We start from the raw sequence: 14,865 nt of genomic DNA, 5'->3' as shown, positions 1-14,865 counted from the left end.
CCAGGTGATTAAAGATGGCGAGAAAACCACGTATCCATTTTCCGGGAGCCTTATACCACGTAATGGTTAGAGGCAATAACGGAGAAAAAGTGTTGCTGGATGACATACATAAGAGAAAATATTTTGACGTATTGGCTCGATATAAAGAAAAACTGGGTTTTAAGCTGTATGCATACTGTATTATGGATAATCACGCACATTTTTTAATAGAAGTACAGGATATTTCATTGTCTCAGATTATGCAGCGGATACAGCAAGTCTATACCCAGTGGTTCAACCGTAAATACAGCAGGACAGGACATGTATTTCAACAAAGGTACAAAGCACTGCTATGTGACAAAGATAGCTATTTGTTGCAGCTGATCAGATATATTCACAATAATCCCGTAAAAGCAAATTTGAATGGCGGCATAGAGTATAAATGGAGCAGTCATGCATATTATGTTGGGAAAGAAAAAGGCGATTTCATTGACATGTCCGAAGTGCTAAGTATCTTTTCAGCGAATAGTAGAGAAGCTTTAAAGCAGTATTTGCGATTTATGAATCAGAAACCGGAGAAGATAATATATAAGAACTTCGAGGAACTTCAACCAAAAATGCAAGCTGTAAAAAATAAAGAGGCAAAGAAAAAAATAAGCATTGATGAAATAATGGAAACAATCTGTATCAACGAAAATGTCAATATTGACGAACTTACCAGAAGGACAAAAATCCAGAGAATATCTGATATTCGAAAAGCTATAGTCCTGTTAAGCGAAAGGTATTGCAAAATAACCAATACAGTGTTGGCACAAAAACTTAATTTGCCCCTGTCAATGATATCAAAAATAAAGTCGGGTGCTTGTAAAGGTACAGCTTACGTCGAAGATGTTATTCGAAGATTCGAAGATTAAAGCAAGTAAGTGAATAATTCAAGCCTGACCCCTTAGGAGAATTAAAATGCTGAAGCTGATCAAAAGGCTTCTCCTCAAACGCAGGCGGCAGATGGAAGCGCTGTTTGATGTGGCTACCATCCAGGTCGATGATCTGACCGTTACTATGTCCCGCCGGGAAAGCAACACCAATCCCCCATATGAGTTCAGCATGTACATACCACGGCTGGAATTCAGGCAGAAGTATTATAAGGACAGGCTGGAAAAAGATGCGAAAGAGATAATCCTCGAAAATATAACCATAGTTCATGCACCCCAGCACCCGCCTTCGGAAAGCCGGAATAAAGTAAAGTATAATATCTGCCATAAAATGGATTGAGGTACGGCATTAATCTGTTCTATAATTAAGGCTGGATAAGATAATATAACATTTGACACCGGACTTGAGGGATAGTAAATGACTGACCAGCTATTTGCCGATGTACTTGTCGAGGTACCGGTCCATGAAACCGGCCGGACTTTTCAATACCTTGTGCCACGGGAAATGCAGCCGTTATTGCATTTTGGACACAGGGTGCAGGTACCGTTTGGCGGGAGAAAGGTTACCGGTTACGTAGTTGGTTTGAGCCGGCTCAAGTCGGTTGACAAAATCAAGGAAATCAGCAAGTTGTTAGATGAAAAGCCTTTATTCCGGGAGGATCAATATGCCTTAGCCAGGTGGATGGCCGAGTACTACCTGTGTGATACCATCAAGGCGTTGCAAACAATAATATCGCCGGTTTTAAAGAAAACCTCCGCCAGGCTGGTTACCCGCTATTACTGCGGCGTTGACAGTGAAAGATTACCCGGCCTGAGGGACGAGCTGGGCCGGCGGGCGCCCAAAAGCCTGGCGGTTCTTGAAAAAGTATTGCACAACCCCGGCATGACCAGAGGAGAACTGGCAGCTGCGGCCGGAGTTTCCACTTCGGTTGTGGATAGATTATATGCCAAAAAATTGCTCAGAGCGGAAAACATGGTTTCGTTCCGGGACCCTTACCCGCAGGCGGAAATGGGCTTAATGGAAAAGGTGAAGTTAAATGACTTGCAGCAAAAAGCCGTGGTGGAAATCAATAACTCAATTACAAGCCGGCGGCACCGGGTCTTTTTACTGCATGGCATAACAGGCAGCGGTAAAACCGAGGTTTACCTGCACTGTATTGAGCAGGCCGTGCGGGAAGGAAGACAGGCTATCACGCTGGTGCCGGAAATATCTCTGACACCACAAATGGTCAAGTTGTTCAGATCCAGGTTTGGCCGGGAAGTGGCCGTTTTACACAGCCGGATGTCCGATGGCGAAAGGTTTGACGAGTGGGACCGCATTGAAAGGGGCGAGGCGCCGGTTGTGCTGGGGGCCCGCTCGGCCGTATTGGCCCCTGTGCGTGACCCCGGACTGATTATTGTGGATGAGGAGCATGAGTGGTCATACAAACAGGAGGAAACACCCCGGTATCACGCCCGGGCCGTTGCTCTTTACCGGGCCCAAAAAAGTGCCGGGGTAGTGGTGCTGGGCAGCGCCACCCCGGCGTTGGAAACCTACTGCCGAGCCACGCCGGGTGGTGTTTACCAGCTGATCAGCATGGATAAGCGGGTCGAGGGCAGGGATTTGCCCCAGGTTAACCTGGTTGATATGCGTGAGGAAACCCGGTCCGGGAACGGGGGCATCTTCAGCCGGGTACTGATTGCCGAGCTGAAAAAAAGGATTGCCGGTGGTGAACAGGCCATCATATTTTTAAATCGCAGGGGCTTGAACACCCTGGTCGTATGCCGGGCGTGCGGCCTGGTCTTAAAGTGCCCGCGCTGTGATATTTCCCTTACCTACCATACCGGGGGCCGGCTGCGCTGTCATTATTGCAATTATTCGGTTCGGGCCCCCAGGCTCTGCCCGGATTGCGGCGAGGGCCAGCTTAGTTTTTTCGGCACGGGGACCCAGCGGGTTGAGAAAGAACTTCGCGCGGCCATCCCCGGTGCGCGGGTGCTGCGCATGGACGCCGACACTACCACCCGTAAGGGTTCCCACCAGCAAATACTGGAAGAGTTTGAGAATGGGGCGGCGGATATACTGGTGGGCACCCAAATGATTGCCAAAGGGCTTGATATCAGCGGGGTGACCCTGGTGGGCGTGGTTAATGCGGATATTACTTTACACATGCCTGATTTCAGGGCAGGGGAGCGCACCTTCCAACTGCTGGCCCAGGTGGCCGGAAGGACCGGCCGGGGCGATAAACCCGGGGATGTACTGATTCAAACCTATACGCCGGAACACTATGCCGTTCAGGCGGCAGCCAGGCACGATTACCTGAATTTCTTTCAAAAAGAAATGTCGTTGCGAAAAACAGCGGGCTACCCGCCTTTTGCCAAAATGGCCAGGGTGCTTGTGACCGGGCCGGAAGAAAGTGCGGTGAAAACAGCGGCGGAAAAGTTGCGGGTGATGCTGGATGAGTTTGCGGAAGCACGGGATGGGGGAAGAATATATTTAGTGGGTCCAGCGCCGGCCCCCCTGGCCCGGTTAAGAAATGCCCACCGGTGGCATATCATCACCTGGAGCCGGGATTACGGCAAGCTGCACCGGATGTTAAAAAAATTCAGGCAGTCTGGCGGGTGTTCACCACCCGGCAAGGGTTTGTACGTAAGCCTGGATATAGACCCGCTTAATTTAATGTAAAACAAATATTAATGTGCAGGGGGGCAAACTCCATGGCGGTTTATAAAATTGTGGAGGCCGGGGACGATATATTAAGGGATAAGGCTCGGCCCGTAGCTAAATTTGGTAAATACATAGAAAAACTTTTAGACAATATGAAGGATACGATGTACGCCAATAAAGGTGTTGGGCTGGCTGCGCCTCAAATTGGCGTTTCCAAGCGTGTTATTGTGGTTGATGTAGGGGACGGGCCGGTAGAGTTGATCAATCCGGAAATAATAGATGTAGACGGAACGCAAACCGATTCCGAAGGTTGCCTGAGTGTTCCCGGTGTTTTAGGAGACGTTACCCGGGCCTATAGTGTTGAGGTTAAGGGTTTGGACCGCAGCGGCAAAGAAATCGGAGTCCGGGCGGAAGGCTTTTTTGCCAGAGCCCTGCAGCATGAAATAGATCATTTGGACGGAATCCTATTTATAGATAAAGCAAAAAATTTGAGAAAAATCTAATGTAACTATTCAGAAGTCAGAAGCCGGTGGCCAGAATAAGAAAACCGAAAAAAGCATTTGAAGATTTACTTGGATGGCAGAAGGCGCAAAAGACTTAATTAAAATTTAATGAACTTAGGAGTTATTGATGAAGGTTGTTTTTATGGGGACTCCTGATTTTGCCGTCCCTACGCTTAAAGAAATAATCAATGCCGGCCATGAAGTGGCGGCGGTGGTCACGCAGCCTGACCGGCCGGGCGGCAGGGGGAAAAAAATTAAAATGGCCCCGGTTAAGCTTGCCGCCGGGGAACTTGGCCTGCAGGTGTTTCAACCGGACAAGGTGCGGGACCCCGGCTTTGTTCAAGAACTGCGCCGGCTAAACCCCGAACTCATAGTTGTTGCCGCCTTCGGCCGGATTTTGCCCGGTGAGATACTAAATCTGCCGCGCTACGGGTGCATCAATGTACATGCCTCATTACTTCCGGCCTACCGAGGCGCTGCTCCCATCCACCGGGCCGTCATCAACGGCGAGCGGGAAACCGGTGTAACCATTATGCTGATGGATGCGGGCCTGGATACAGGGGATATGCTCTTGCAGGAAAAAATAACCATTGGGCCCGAGGACACTGTTGGTGTGGTGCATGACCGCCTGGCCGTTTTGGGCGGCAGGCTGCTGGTAAAAGCCATGGAACTCATTCAGACCGGGCGGGCCAAGCCTGTCCCCCAGGATGATTCCAAATCATCCTATGCTGCCATGCTAAAGCGCGAGGATGAGATAATTTGTTGGGCGGAGGATGCCGTCGTGATTAAAAACCGGGTCAGGGGACTCAATCCCTGGCCGGGGGCCCGTACAGAGCTGGAAGGCAAGGTTTTGAAAATTTGGCGGGTTTCCCTGGCCGGAGACGCTCCCGTTCAAGGGAAACCGGGCCAGGTGCTGGAGGCGTCCGCCGGCCGCGGTATTCTGGTCCGGGCGGGAAATGCCGTTCTTTCCTTGGATGAACTACAGTTACAGGGCAGGAAAAGCATGCGGGCCGCCGACTTTTTGCGGGGTAATCCACTGACTCCCGGGATTTTTCTGGGTAGCCCTTCAGGTGGTGATTGATTTGGACAACCTGGTCCGGATGCATGAAAGAAAAAGATTATATATCGGCTTGCTCGGAGCCAGCCTGCTGATAGTTAGTATGCTGACCGTGGCCATTTGGTACCTGGTTTTCAGTCCGGAAAAATCCGTGGTCTACCGGCTGGTTTTACTGGCACTGGCTGCTGTACTGATCATTGCCATCCTGCTGGCTGGATTCGGGCTGGCAGGTATCGTGCTTACCATCATACAGTCCAGGCAATTCTCGATTCTGCAAGGTCCCATGAGGGTGGCGCTGAATACTTTTTTCCCACTGGCATTAGCCCTGGGTAAAATTTTTAGAATTGACATGGACAGGATCAAGGGTTCCTTTATCGAAGTCAACAACGGCCTGGTCAACGCCCGGGGGGTCAAAATTGAGCCGGCGCAATTACTGCTGCTGGTACCGCACTGCCTGCAGAACAGCGAGTGTGATATAAAAGTAACCAATAATATCGACAATTGCCGCCGCTGTGGTAAATGCGGTGTCAACGAAATTTTAAATCTCCGTGATCGCTATGGTATCAAGGTGGGGATGGCCACCGGGGGGACGCTGGCCCGCAAGTACGTGCGTGAATACCGGCCCAAGGCCATTGTGGCCATAGCCTGCGAGCGGGATTTAACCAGCGGAATCCTGGATGCCAACCCCATCCCGGTTCTGGGGATAACCAATTTAAGGCCCAACGGGCCATGTTTTAATACTCATTTTTCCCCAGACAGGCTGGATGACGCCATAAAATTTTTTGTGCGGTCTGGATGTGATGGCAGTTGAAACCAAAATTTGAGGCCAGAGAAACGGCCCTGCAGGTGCTATTGGACGTGGACAAGCGTGAAGCTTACGCTAATCTGGCCCTGGGGGCCGTTTTGGATAAGTACAAGCCGGAAAAGCTGGACCGGGCCTTTACCACTGAATTGGTTTATGGAACTTTGCGGGCGCGCAACACACTGGATTGGGCACTTGGGAACTATCTCCGCCGCCCCGTCTCCGGGCTGACCCCGGTGGTGCGCAATATTTTGCGCCTGGGTGCGTACCAGTTGCTTTACATGGACAGGGTGCCTGATTCCGCTGCCGTAAACGAGTCGGCAAACCTGGCCCGCCGGCACGGGCATGCCGGTATCGTCAAATTTGTCAACGGTGTGCTGCGCAACCTGGCACGGGGTAAAGACAAGCTGCCCTATCCCGATCCGGCTGTTGACCCCGTGGACAGTATCGCCCTGCGCCATTCACACCCCGCATGGCTGGTGCGGCTGTGGCTGGAGGAGTTTGGCTATGACGGGACGGTGGCTTTGTGTGAAGCCAACAACCGGGCCGCCCCCAACTCGGTCCGGGTGAACAGATTGAAAACAGATCCAACTGAACTGACAGGTTTGCTTGCGGGCATGGGCATCAACGTTGAGCGGGGCAGGTACGCCGCTGACTGCCTTTACCTTTCCGGTTTTGTGGCCCTTGGCGAATTAGCGCCGTTTAAGGATGGTTTATTTCAGGTGCAGGACGAAAGCTCCATACTGGTGGGACAAGTGGTCAGCCCGCAGCCAGGCGCAAGGGTGATTGACTTAGCAGGCGCTCCGGGCGGCAAGGCCACCCACCTGGCCCAGCTAATGCAAAACCGGGGGGAAATACTGGCCCTGGACATTCATGAACACAAAATCGGGCTGATTGAGGAAAATTGCCGCAGGCTGGGTGTAACTATTGTTAAAACCATGCTGGCCGACGCCAGGTTTTTGCCGGAAAAATATTCCGGCCAGGCGGATTATGTGCTGGTTGATGCGCCCTGTTCCGGGTTGGGTGTGCTGCGCCGCCGCCCTGATGCCAGGTGGCGTAAAAGCCGGGAACAAGTCGGGGAATTAACGGTGTTGCAGGCGCAAATACTAAAAGCCGCAGCGGCTGTTTTAAAACCCGGTGGAGTGCTTGTCTATAGCACCTGCACTATCACCAGGGAGGAAAATTACGGCCAGGTTATGAATTTTTTAGCGGCACACCAGGATTTCAGACTGGAATCTATTGCCGGCCTGGTGCCGGAGAGCCTGGACCATGCCGGTACCCTGCAGCAGGGCTACTTGCAAATACTGCCCCATTTGCACGGACTGGACGGCTTTTTTATGGCCAGGTTGAGGAAACAAGGCTAAAAAGAGGAGTTTTTTACGCGACGTAGAAATAGCAACAATGCCAGGGGGTTTGAGACTGTGGCAGGTAACCCGAATATCAGGGATTTTAACCTGGCTGAATTGGAGCAGCAAGCAGGGTTAATGGGTATTGCAAAATTCAGGGCAGCCCAGCTGGCAGACTGGATTCATAAAAAAGGCGTCACTTCTTTTAACGAAATGACCAATCTGCCCAAGGAAATCAGGGACAAATTAGCTGCCCATTTCAGTGTGGGCGGTTTGGCCCTGTTGGACCGAAAAATTTCCCGGGACGGCGAGGCGGAAAAATACCTGTTGCAGCTGGCCGACGGCCAGGCTGTTGAATGTGTATTAATGCAATATCGCTATGGTGTTTCAGCTTGCCTGTCAACCCAGGTGGGCTGCCGCATGGGCTGTAAAATTTGTGCTTCAGGCCTTGAGGGACTGGTGCGCAACCTTACCCCAGGGGAAATGCTGGATCAAATCCACGCTATGCAAAGGGAATCCGGCAAACGGGTCGGCGGCGTTGTGCTGATGGGCTCGGGCGAGCCTCTGGACAATTACAGCGCCACGGTAAAATTTCTTGAACTGGTCAATGCGCCTTACGGGCTGAATATCGGGCACAGGCACATTACCTTGTCTACCAGCGGCATTGTGCCGCGCATTTATGATTTGATGAAATTGCAGCTGTCTATAACCCTGGCAGTGTCGCTGCATGCCCCGAATAACAATTTGCGCAATCAGCTGGTGCCGGTTAATAAATCTTACCCGCTGGAGAAACTGCTGCCGGCCTGCCGGAGTTATGCTGAAACCACCGGCCGGCGGGTTTCCTTTGAATATTCCCTGCTGGGCAATATCAACGATTCCAGGGAACAGGCCCGGGAACTGGGCAAAGTATTAGCCGGTATTCACTGTCATATCAATTTAATTCCGGCCAACCCCGTGCCGGAGCGCGGGATCGCACGCAGTAGTATTGATAAAATTCGCACTTTCCAAAAGACCCTGGAGGATCTGGGATACCCGGTGACCGTACGCCGGGAACTTGGCCTGGACATCGACGCGGCCTGTGGCCAGTTGAGGCGCCGGGCGCTGATGCGAGGTGATACTGGTGGGGTTTTTGTCGGAGCTGGAAGGCAGCCTGGAAAAAATTATTGAAGGCTTCTTCAAGGATAAGTTTAAAGGAAGTTTACAACCGGTTGATATGGCCAAAAGACTGGCCCGTGAAATGCGGGAGCAGCGCCGTACAGGATTAAAGGATATATTTGTCCCCAACCGCTACGAGATCCACCTTAATCCTGAAGATTACAATGCCAATGAGCCGGTAATTGAACGCCTGTCGGAAGAACTGCGGGAATATGTGGCCGGCAAGGCGGCAGAAAAGAAATATACCATGCTGGGGCGCATTGAAGTTGGCTTTGACCGGGATGAAGCTGTTGCACCCGGCGAAATGGCAGTGAAAAGTTATTTTGACGAAGAAGCAATTGAACCAGAGGAAAGTGCACCGCCTTCCGAGGCAACAATGCAGTACGTGCCCATAAAAGGGGAATTTTTGGCGCCTGCACAGGAAATGCAGGAGCCCGTGGCCGGGCTTGAGGTGCTTGAAGGTCCTTTCAGCGGGAGGCGGTACCCGGTAACAGGTAATTTAGCGGTAATAGGCCGGAGGGAATCCTGCGATATTTTTTTGCCCGATGAAAGTGTTTCCAGGCGGCACGCATTAATCAGCCGGATCGGGCGACGGTTTTACATCAAGGACCAGGCCAGCACCAACGGAACCTATGTTAATGGGTCCAGGGTGGAGCAAAAGGAACTCAGGCCCGGTGATATTATAAAAATGGGAAGAATCATATTAAGGTTCAGGGTGGAATGATGTTGGAAATCTTAATTTTTGTGCTGCGGACGGCCTTTCAGGTATTGATTTACGCTTTTATTTTTGTGGTCATAATTTATGTGGTGAAGGACCTGCGCGGGACGGGGCAGGTGGTTGAGGTGCGCCGGGGGCAAAAAATTTACCAGGGGCAGTGTTATTTAAAAGTGGAACATGCTCCTGGAGATAGCGGGCTTGCAGGGTCGGTCCTTCCGCTGGGCGCGGAAACAAGAATGGGCAGGAACCCCAAAAGCGAGATTGTCCTGTCTGAAAAAGTAATTTCCAACAACCACGCAAGAATTTATTTTGACCAAGGACAGTACTGGCTGGAAGATCTGGGCAGCACCAACGGCACTTTTCTTAACGGATTGCCGTTGAGCGAACCGGCGGTTTTGGCAAATGGTGATCGGATTAAAATTGGAGATTATATATTTAGGCTGGTGAGGTGGAAAAATGAGGTGGAGTCAGATCACCGAGTGCGGCCCGGTGCGACGTAGAAATGAAGATTGGGTGTGTGCTTGTCCGGATCTGGGGCTCTTCGCCGTTGCCGATGGTATGGGCGGGCACCGTGCGGGCAATGTCGCCAGCAAACTGGCCTTGGATGTGCTGGAGGAATATATTAGAAACTCCGCCGGTGCCGGGCAGTTGATTCAAGCAAGGACGCTTTTGTCGGAAGGGATACTGCGGGCTAATGAGGCGGTTTACCGCGCAGCATCGGAGAGTGAAGAATTGCAGGGGATGGGTTCCACCCTGAATGCCTGCCTGCTGCTGGAAAACACCCTTACTGTGGCCAACGTGGGAGATAGCAGGGCATTGTTGCTGCGCAACAATAAAATCAGCAAGTTGACCAGCGATCATTCGCTGGTGCAGGAGTTGGTGGATGGCGGCGGAATCACCGAGGAAGAAGCGTTTAATCACCCCAGACGTAACGTGCTGACCAGGGCCCTGGGGATTGGGCCGCGGGTTGAAGTGGACTTATTCGAGTATAATATTGTCAAAGGCGACAGATTGTTGCTGTGTACGGACGGGCTTTGCGGCTTTGTACCCGAGCAAAGGCTCGGTGAGTTGATGAGTTCTGCAAACGACCCCGACACGGTGGTGCACCGTCTTTTACAAGAGGCTATTGCTTCCGGCAGCAACGATAATATAACCATGATTTTTCTGGTGGTGGATTAATATTGCAAGGACGAGGCAGGGAAAGAACGCTGCTTTTTATCGCGTTTATCTATACGCTTACCGGAGGCGTCGTATTATACCTGCGTGAGCCGGGGGAGTCCAGGATGCTGGCTATTGCTGCAGCGGTGGTCATGTTTGCCGCCTTTATGCTGCTAAGTATCACCTGGCAAATAAAAGGCGTCGGCTATGATCAATACATTACCCCAATTGTCAGTTTTCTTACCGGGACCGGGATGGTGTTCCTGATTAGATTGAAACCGGCTTACGGTTACCGGCAGCTGGCCTGGCTGGTTGTCGGGATAGCGGCTTTTTATTTAACGACCGTGCTGGTTTATAATTACCGCCTGCTTGCAGATTATAAGTATGTTATAGCGTTAACAGGAATTCTTGCACTATTGTTACCCATATTTTTTGGGATAGAATTAGGGGGGGCCAAGAGCTGGCTGGACCTGGGCGTTTTTAACCTGCAGCCTTCCGAATTTGTCAAGCTGTTATTGGTACTTTTCCTGGGCGGCTATCTGGTGGAAAACAGGGTTTTGCTGCACTCAGGCGGGGATAAAAAATATTTTCTGCCCGGTCTCCGGCAGTGGGGGCCGTTGCTGGGAATGTGGCTGGTATCCCTGCTGGTGCTGGTCTTCCAGCGGGACCTGGGCACTGCCCTGATTTATTTCGCAACCTTTTTAGCCATGCTCTATGTGGCCACTTCCAGGTTGCTTTATATCCTGGCCGGCATAGTGATGTTTTCCATTGGCGGCGTTGCTGCCTACATGGCGGTTGGCCATGTGCATACCAGGGTGGCCATCTGGCTGAACCCCTGGCTTTCGGCGCAGGGCGCCGGGTACCAGTTGATTCAGTCGCTGTATGCCATTAATGCCGGCGGCATTGTCGGCGCAGGGTTGGATGCCGGTTTTCCCCGCTTTATACCTGCAGTGCATACAGACTTTATCTTTTCAGCTATTTGCGAGGAAACAGGTTTGTTTGGTGGTGTGGGTATTTTATTGGTTTTTATTTTGCTGGTGTACAGAGGCTTTAAAATTGCCCTGGCTTCACGTGACGATTATTCCGAAATTCTGGCGGCAGGGTTCACAGCACTGCTGGGCCTGCAGGTTTTCATTATTGTCGCCGGGGTAACCAAGCTTTTACCTATGACAGGTATCACACTGCCGTTTATCAGTTACGGGGGGAGTTCTCTGGTGGCAAACTTTATTCTGGCTGGAATGCTGCTCAATATCTCGGGAGAGACGCTACAGCATGAAAAATAATGTTCGCAGGCTGGCTTACGTCATCTTCACCGGCCTTGTGGCCATTTGCGTTTACCTGTCACTGATTCCTTATTATCTGAAGCACGTTCCGGGTGGGGGAGCTTTGGCCGACCCCCGGATTACCGCCCGCGAAAGCATGATCAAGCGCGGTAGTATTTATGACCGTGCGGGCCGGGTGCTGGCCCGGAGTGTGCCGCAAAAAGGCGGCGGGTTTGTCAGGGAATACCCCCTGGGCAGCTCCGCGGCGCATTTAATCGGCTATTACTCCATAAAAGCCGGCTCTGCGGGGCTGGAAAGAACCAGGGCATCAGTTTTACTGGGATTGGATGAAGGCAACCCGCTTTACAGCCTGTTAAACAGGATCACCGGCAAACCCGGGGTGGGTAACGATATAATATTGACCATTGATGCCGGTCTCCAGCAATACGTGGCCGGATTGCTCAATGGACAAAAAGGCGCGGTGGTGGTGATCGACCCTGCCACCGGTGCAATCCTGGCCTCGGCCAGCTATCCAAGTTTTGATCCCACCCGGGTTTTGGATTATATGAACAAACCGGATTCACCTCTATTGGACCGGGCGCTGCAGGGTGCCTACCCGCCGGGTTCAATATTTAAAATAGTAACCGCTGCGGGGATTTTAAAAGATTTACCCGGCATGGCCGGGGAAACGATTCACTGCAGCGGCGAGCTTGAAGTGAACGGCTTTATCTTAAAAGATAATGCGGTGCATGGAAATGTGGATTTTCAAGAGGCATTCGCCAGGTCCTGCAACGTGGCCTTTGGTCGTTACGGGCTGGCTTTGGGGGCCAAAAATTTTATCAATCTGGCCGGTACTTTCGGGATAAGTGTCAGGCCCGGTTTTCCCCTCCCGCTATATCCGGGCTATATACCGCGGGTGGATGAATTAAGCGGACCTGCGCTGGCTTCCAGCGCTATCGGCCAGGGCAAGGTGCTGGTTTCCCCGCTGCAGGCCGCGCTGGTTGCCTGTGCGGTGGCCAACGGCGGCGAGATCATGAAACCTTACCTTATTTCCAGGTATAGCGGTCCCGGTGGCTTTGCAAAAACTTTCAGGCCGGAAAAATGGCTGATGCCTATGACACCGGCAGTTGCCGGCGTATTAAAAGATGAGATGATTGCCGTGGTAAAAAGCGGCACCGGCAGGGCGGCAGCGTTGCCCGGAATTACCGTGGCCGGCAAAACCGGGTCGGCTGAGAATCCTCACGGCAAAAGTCATGCCTGGTTCGTGGGGTTTGCACCGGCTGAGCAGCCGCGGGTTGCGGTGGCCGTTGTCCTGGAAAACCAGGGATCCGGCGGGGCCAAGGCTGCGCCGCTGGCCAGGGAAATTTTGCGCCGGGCGTTGGAATGACAGGTTGGATATTAACGGTATTTTGGTTTATCTCGAGGTGTATAAAAAATGATTGGTAAGCTACTGGGAAACAGGTACGAGATAATTGAAAAAATCGGCGGCGGCGGCATGGCCATAGTATACAAGGGCAAAGACACTTACCTTAACCGTATTGTCACCATCAAAATACTGCGTCCCGAATTCACCTCGGACGAGGATTTTATCAGGCGCTTTCGCCGCGAGGCCCAGGCGGTTGCCAGCCTGTCCCACCCCAATATTGTGAATATCCATGATGTGGGGCAGGAGGACGGCATCCATTACCTGGTTATGGAATATGTCCGCGGTGATAATTTAAAGGAAATTATCAATAAAAATGGCCGCCTGTCCCCTGACGAGGCCATCCGGTTTGCCGTTCAGGTCTGCGACGCCCTGGAACATGCCCACCAGCACAATATCGTGCACAGGGATGTCAAGCCGCACAATATTCTGGTTACCGAAGAGGGCCGGGCGAAATTAACCGACTTCGGCATCGCCATGGAAGCTTCGGCTGCAACGATTACCAGGACCGATACCATTATGGGGTCGGTACATTATTTAAGCCCGGAACAGGCCCGGGGTGAAATAGCCACCCCGAGATCGGATATTTACGCCGTGGGAATACTGCTATATGAAATGCTGACCGGCTCCAAACCTTATAGCGGTGATACCCCTATTGCCGTGGCACTAAAGCATATTCAAGAAACCCCCAGGCCAATCCGGGAAGTTAACCCGGAAGTGCCCCGTGAATTGGCTGCCGTGGTAATGCGGGCCATTGAAAAGAACCCGGAAAACAGGTATCAAAGCGCCGGTGAATTGGCCCGCCACCTGGAAATGGCCCTGGATGACGGCCAGGCTACCGTCGTTTTACCGGCCGGTGAGCTGGCCCAAAGGATAAAACCCGAACCGGGCGGAAAAATTACAGGCAAATCCGGGCCGCCTAAGGTAAAAAGCCCGGCTAAAACCTGGACCTGGGTTGCTGTTGTCGTTTTGCTGGCGGGACTGCTGTCCGGAGGACTGTATGGTTTTTATAACTTATACATGAACGTGCCTGAAATTAAAGTGCCCAGCGTTGTGGGCAAAAGTTTCGAGGAAGCCAGGGACCAGCTGGAAGCACTGGGCCTGCAGGTGGACAAAAAGGAACAATTCAGTAAAGAAGCCGAGGGTATGGTAATCGCACAGGACATCGGGCCGGGTGACCCGGCGGTAAAGCCACCCCGTACCATAACCCTTACCGTTAGCAAAGGACCGGAATCTATCGTTGTGCCGGCTCTGTATGGTTTAACCAGGGCTGAGGCGGAACAGAAATTAATAGAAGCAGGGCTGTTGCTGGGGCAGGTTACAGAGGATTACAGCACGGAAATGGACGAGGGTAAAGTTTTCGCACAAAACCCGGCGCCGGAGGCCAAAGTAACCAAGGATTCCAAGGTGGACATCACACTAAGCCTGGGCCCTGAACATAAAACCGTTAAAGTACCGGACTTGACCGGTAAAACCCTTGATGAGGCCAGGCAGATTCTTGGCGACCTTAACCTGTCGTTAAACGAAGCAAATCCTGCTTGGGATTATAAAGCGGGTTACCTGCACGGGCAAATCATCGGCCAGGAACCGGCACCCGGCACTGAAGTCGAGGAAGGCAGCACGGTCAACGTGGTCTTAAACAACGGCCCGGGACCGGTGGAGAGGCAGGCGACGGTTAAGATAGAGGATGAAATACCCAATGACGGCCTTGCCCACAATGTGGAGATAGTGGTTACGGACGCCGAGGGAAGAAAGGTCCAGTACGCCAATACCCACGTTTGGGGCGATAAAATCAACAAAAAGATAACCTACGTTGGCCAGGGTATTGTTGAAGTATTTATTGACGGTAAAAAGATTATGGAAGGTCAACTTAAGTAAGGTGGATT

The 14,865-nt window shown here is 51.9% G+C and carries 14 protein-coding genes; all 14 read left to right on the top strand.

Going from position 1 to position 14,865, the window contains the following annotated elements; genetic code table 11:
• Nucleotides 1-14: 14 nt before the first annotated feature.
• The 14 genes from H569_RS21150 (at nt 15) to pknB (ending at nt 14,857) form a co-directional block, all read left to right on the top strand.
• Entirely contained in the window at nt 15-893 is an 879-nt protein-coding gene (locus H569_RS21150) for a transposase (RefSeq protein ID WP_051273144.1), read from the top strand.
• Between the two features lie 46 nt (nt 894-939).
• A complete protein-coding gene (locus tag H569_RS0102200; RefSeq protein ID WP_027363632.1) occupies nt 940-1,251 on the top strand; it encodes a hypothetical protein in 312 nt (103 codons plus the stop codon).
• A gap of 78 nt (nt 1,252-1,329) precedes the next feature.
• On the top strand, nt 1,330-3,573 hold the full coding sequence (gene priA / locus H569_RS0102195) for a replication restart helicase PriA (RefSeq protein WP_027363631.1): 2,244 nt from the start codon (nt 1,330-1,332) through the stop codon (nt 3,571-3,573).
• 32 nt (nt 3,574-3,605) lie between these two features.
• Nucleotides 3,606-4,058, top strand: coding sequence for a peptide deformylase (gene def / locus H569_RS0102190; protein ID WP_027363630.1), 453 nt, complete (start codon nt 3,606-3,608; stop codon nt 4,056-4,058).
• A gap of 127 nt (nt 4,059-4,185) precedes the next feature.
• Nucleotides 4,186-5,139 carry a methionyl-tRNA formyltransferase gene (gene fmt / locus H569_RS0102185; protein WP_027363629.1) on the top strand — a complete coding sequence of 318 codons (954 nt, stop codon included), beginning with the start codon at nt 4,186-4,188 and terminating at the stop codon, nt 5,137-5,139.
• 1 nt (nt 5,140) lies between these two features.
• Nucleotides 5,141-5,926 (top strand): DUF116 domain-containing protein, encoded by a 786-nt coding sequence (locus H569_RS0102180; RefSeq protein WP_309294765.1) that lies wholly within the window; start codon nt 5,141-5,143, stop codon nt 5,924-5,926.
• On the top strand, nt 5,923-7,281 hold the full coding sequence (rsmB, locus tag H569_RS0102175) for a 16S rRNA (cytosine(967)-C(5))-methyltransferase RsmB (RefSeq protein WP_027363627.1): 1,359 nt from the start codon (nt 5,923-5,925) through the stop codon (nt 7,279-7,281). Before H569_RS0102180 ends, rsmB begins: the two co-directional genes overlap by 4 nt.
• A 57-nt stretch (nt 7,282-7,338) precedes the next feature.
• Entirely contained in the window at nt 7,339-8,430 is a 1,092-nt protein-coding gene (gene rlmN / locus H569_RS18950) for a 23S rRNA (adenine(2503)-C(2))-methyltransferase RlmN (protein ID WP_051273142.1), read from the top strand.
• Entirely contained in the window at nt 8,393-9,142 is a 750-nt protein-coding gene (locus H569_RS0102165; protein ID WP_051273140.1) for an FhaA domain-containing protein, read from the top strand. Before rlmN ends, H569_RS0102165 begins: the two co-directional genes overlap by 38 nt.
• A gap of 2 nt (nt 9,143-9,144) precedes the next feature.
• The gene (locus H569_RS0102160; protein ID WP_051273138.1) at nt 9,145-9,636 is read left to right on the top strand and encodes an FHA domain-containing protein; all 492 of its coding nucleotides are present in this window, start codon (nt 9,145-9,147) and stop codon (nt 9,634-9,636) included.
• A complete protein-coding gene (locus H569_RS0102155; protein ID WP_027363624.1) occupies nt 9,593-10,315 on the top strand; it encodes a Stp1/IreP family PP2C-type Ser/Thr phosphatase in 723 nt (240 codons plus the stop codon). The genes H569_RS0102160 and H569_RS0102155 overlap by 44 nt, the downstream gene beginning before the upstream one ends.
• 2 nt (nt 10,316-10,317) lie before the next feature.
• Entirely contained in the window at nt 10,318-11,577 is a 1,260-nt protein-coding gene (locus H569_RS0102150; RefSeq protein WP_027363623.1) for an FtsW/RodA/SpoVE family cell cycle protein, read from the top strand.
• Entirely contained in the window at nt 11,567-12,943 is a 1,377-nt protein-coding gene (locus H569_RS0102145) for a peptidoglycan D,D-transpeptidase FtsI family protein (RefSeq protein WP_027363622.1), read from the top strand. Before H569_RS0102150 ends, H569_RS0102145 begins: the two co-directional genes overlap by 11 nt.
• A gap of 48 nt (nt 12,944-12,991) precedes the next feature.
• On the top strand, nt 12,992-14,857 hold the full coding sequence (pknB, locus tag H569_RS0102140) for a Stk1 family PASTA domain-containing Ser/Thr kinase (protein WP_027363621.1): 1,866 nt from the start codon (nt 12,992-12,994) through the stop codon (nt 14,855-14,857).
• Nucleotides 14,858-14,865 lie beyond the last annotated feature (8 nt).

Source organism: Desulfotruncus alcoholivorax DSM 16058 (assembly GCF_000430885.1).
Lineage (GTDB): Bacteria > Bacillota > Desulfotomaculia > Desulfotomaculales > Desulfallaceae > Desulfotruncus > Desulfotruncus alcoholivorax.
Note: the sequence above shows the minus strand (reverse complement) of the source record. Positions and strands in the feature narration are given on the sequence as shown.

Bases quoted from the DNA above. Each gene is read 5' to 3' on its own strand.
- H569_RS0102200 (WP_027363632.1), top strand. From the start codon at position 940: ATGCTGAAGCTGATCAAAAGGCTTCTCCTCAAACGCAGGCGGCAGATG.
- fmt (WP_027363629.1), top strand. From the start codon at position 4,186: ATGAAGGTTGTTTTTATGGGGACTCCTGATTTTGCCGTCCCTACGCTT.
- priA (WP_027363631.1), top strand. From the start codon at position 1,330: ATGACTGACCAGCTATTTGCCGATGTACTTGTCGAGGTACCGGTCCAT.
- H569_RS0102145 (WP_027363622.1), top strand. From the start codon at position 11,567: ATGAAAAATAATGTTCGCAGGCTGGCTTACGTCATCTTCACCGGCCTT.
- H569_RS0102155 (WP_027363624.1), top strand. From the start codon at position 9,593: ATGAGGTGGAGTCAGATCACCGAGTGCGGCCCGGTGCGACGTAGAAAT.
- pknB (WP_027363621.1), top strand. From the start codon at position 12,992: ATGATTGGTAAGCTACTGGGAAACAGGTACGAGATAATTGAAAAAATC.
- H569_RS21150 (WP_051273144.1), top strand. From the start codon at position 15: ATGGCGAGAAAACCACGTATCCATTTTCCGGGAGCCTTATACCACGTA.
- def (WP_027363630.1), top strand. From the start codon at position 3,606: ATGGCGGTTTATAAAATTGTGGAGGCCGGGGACGATATATTAAGGGAT.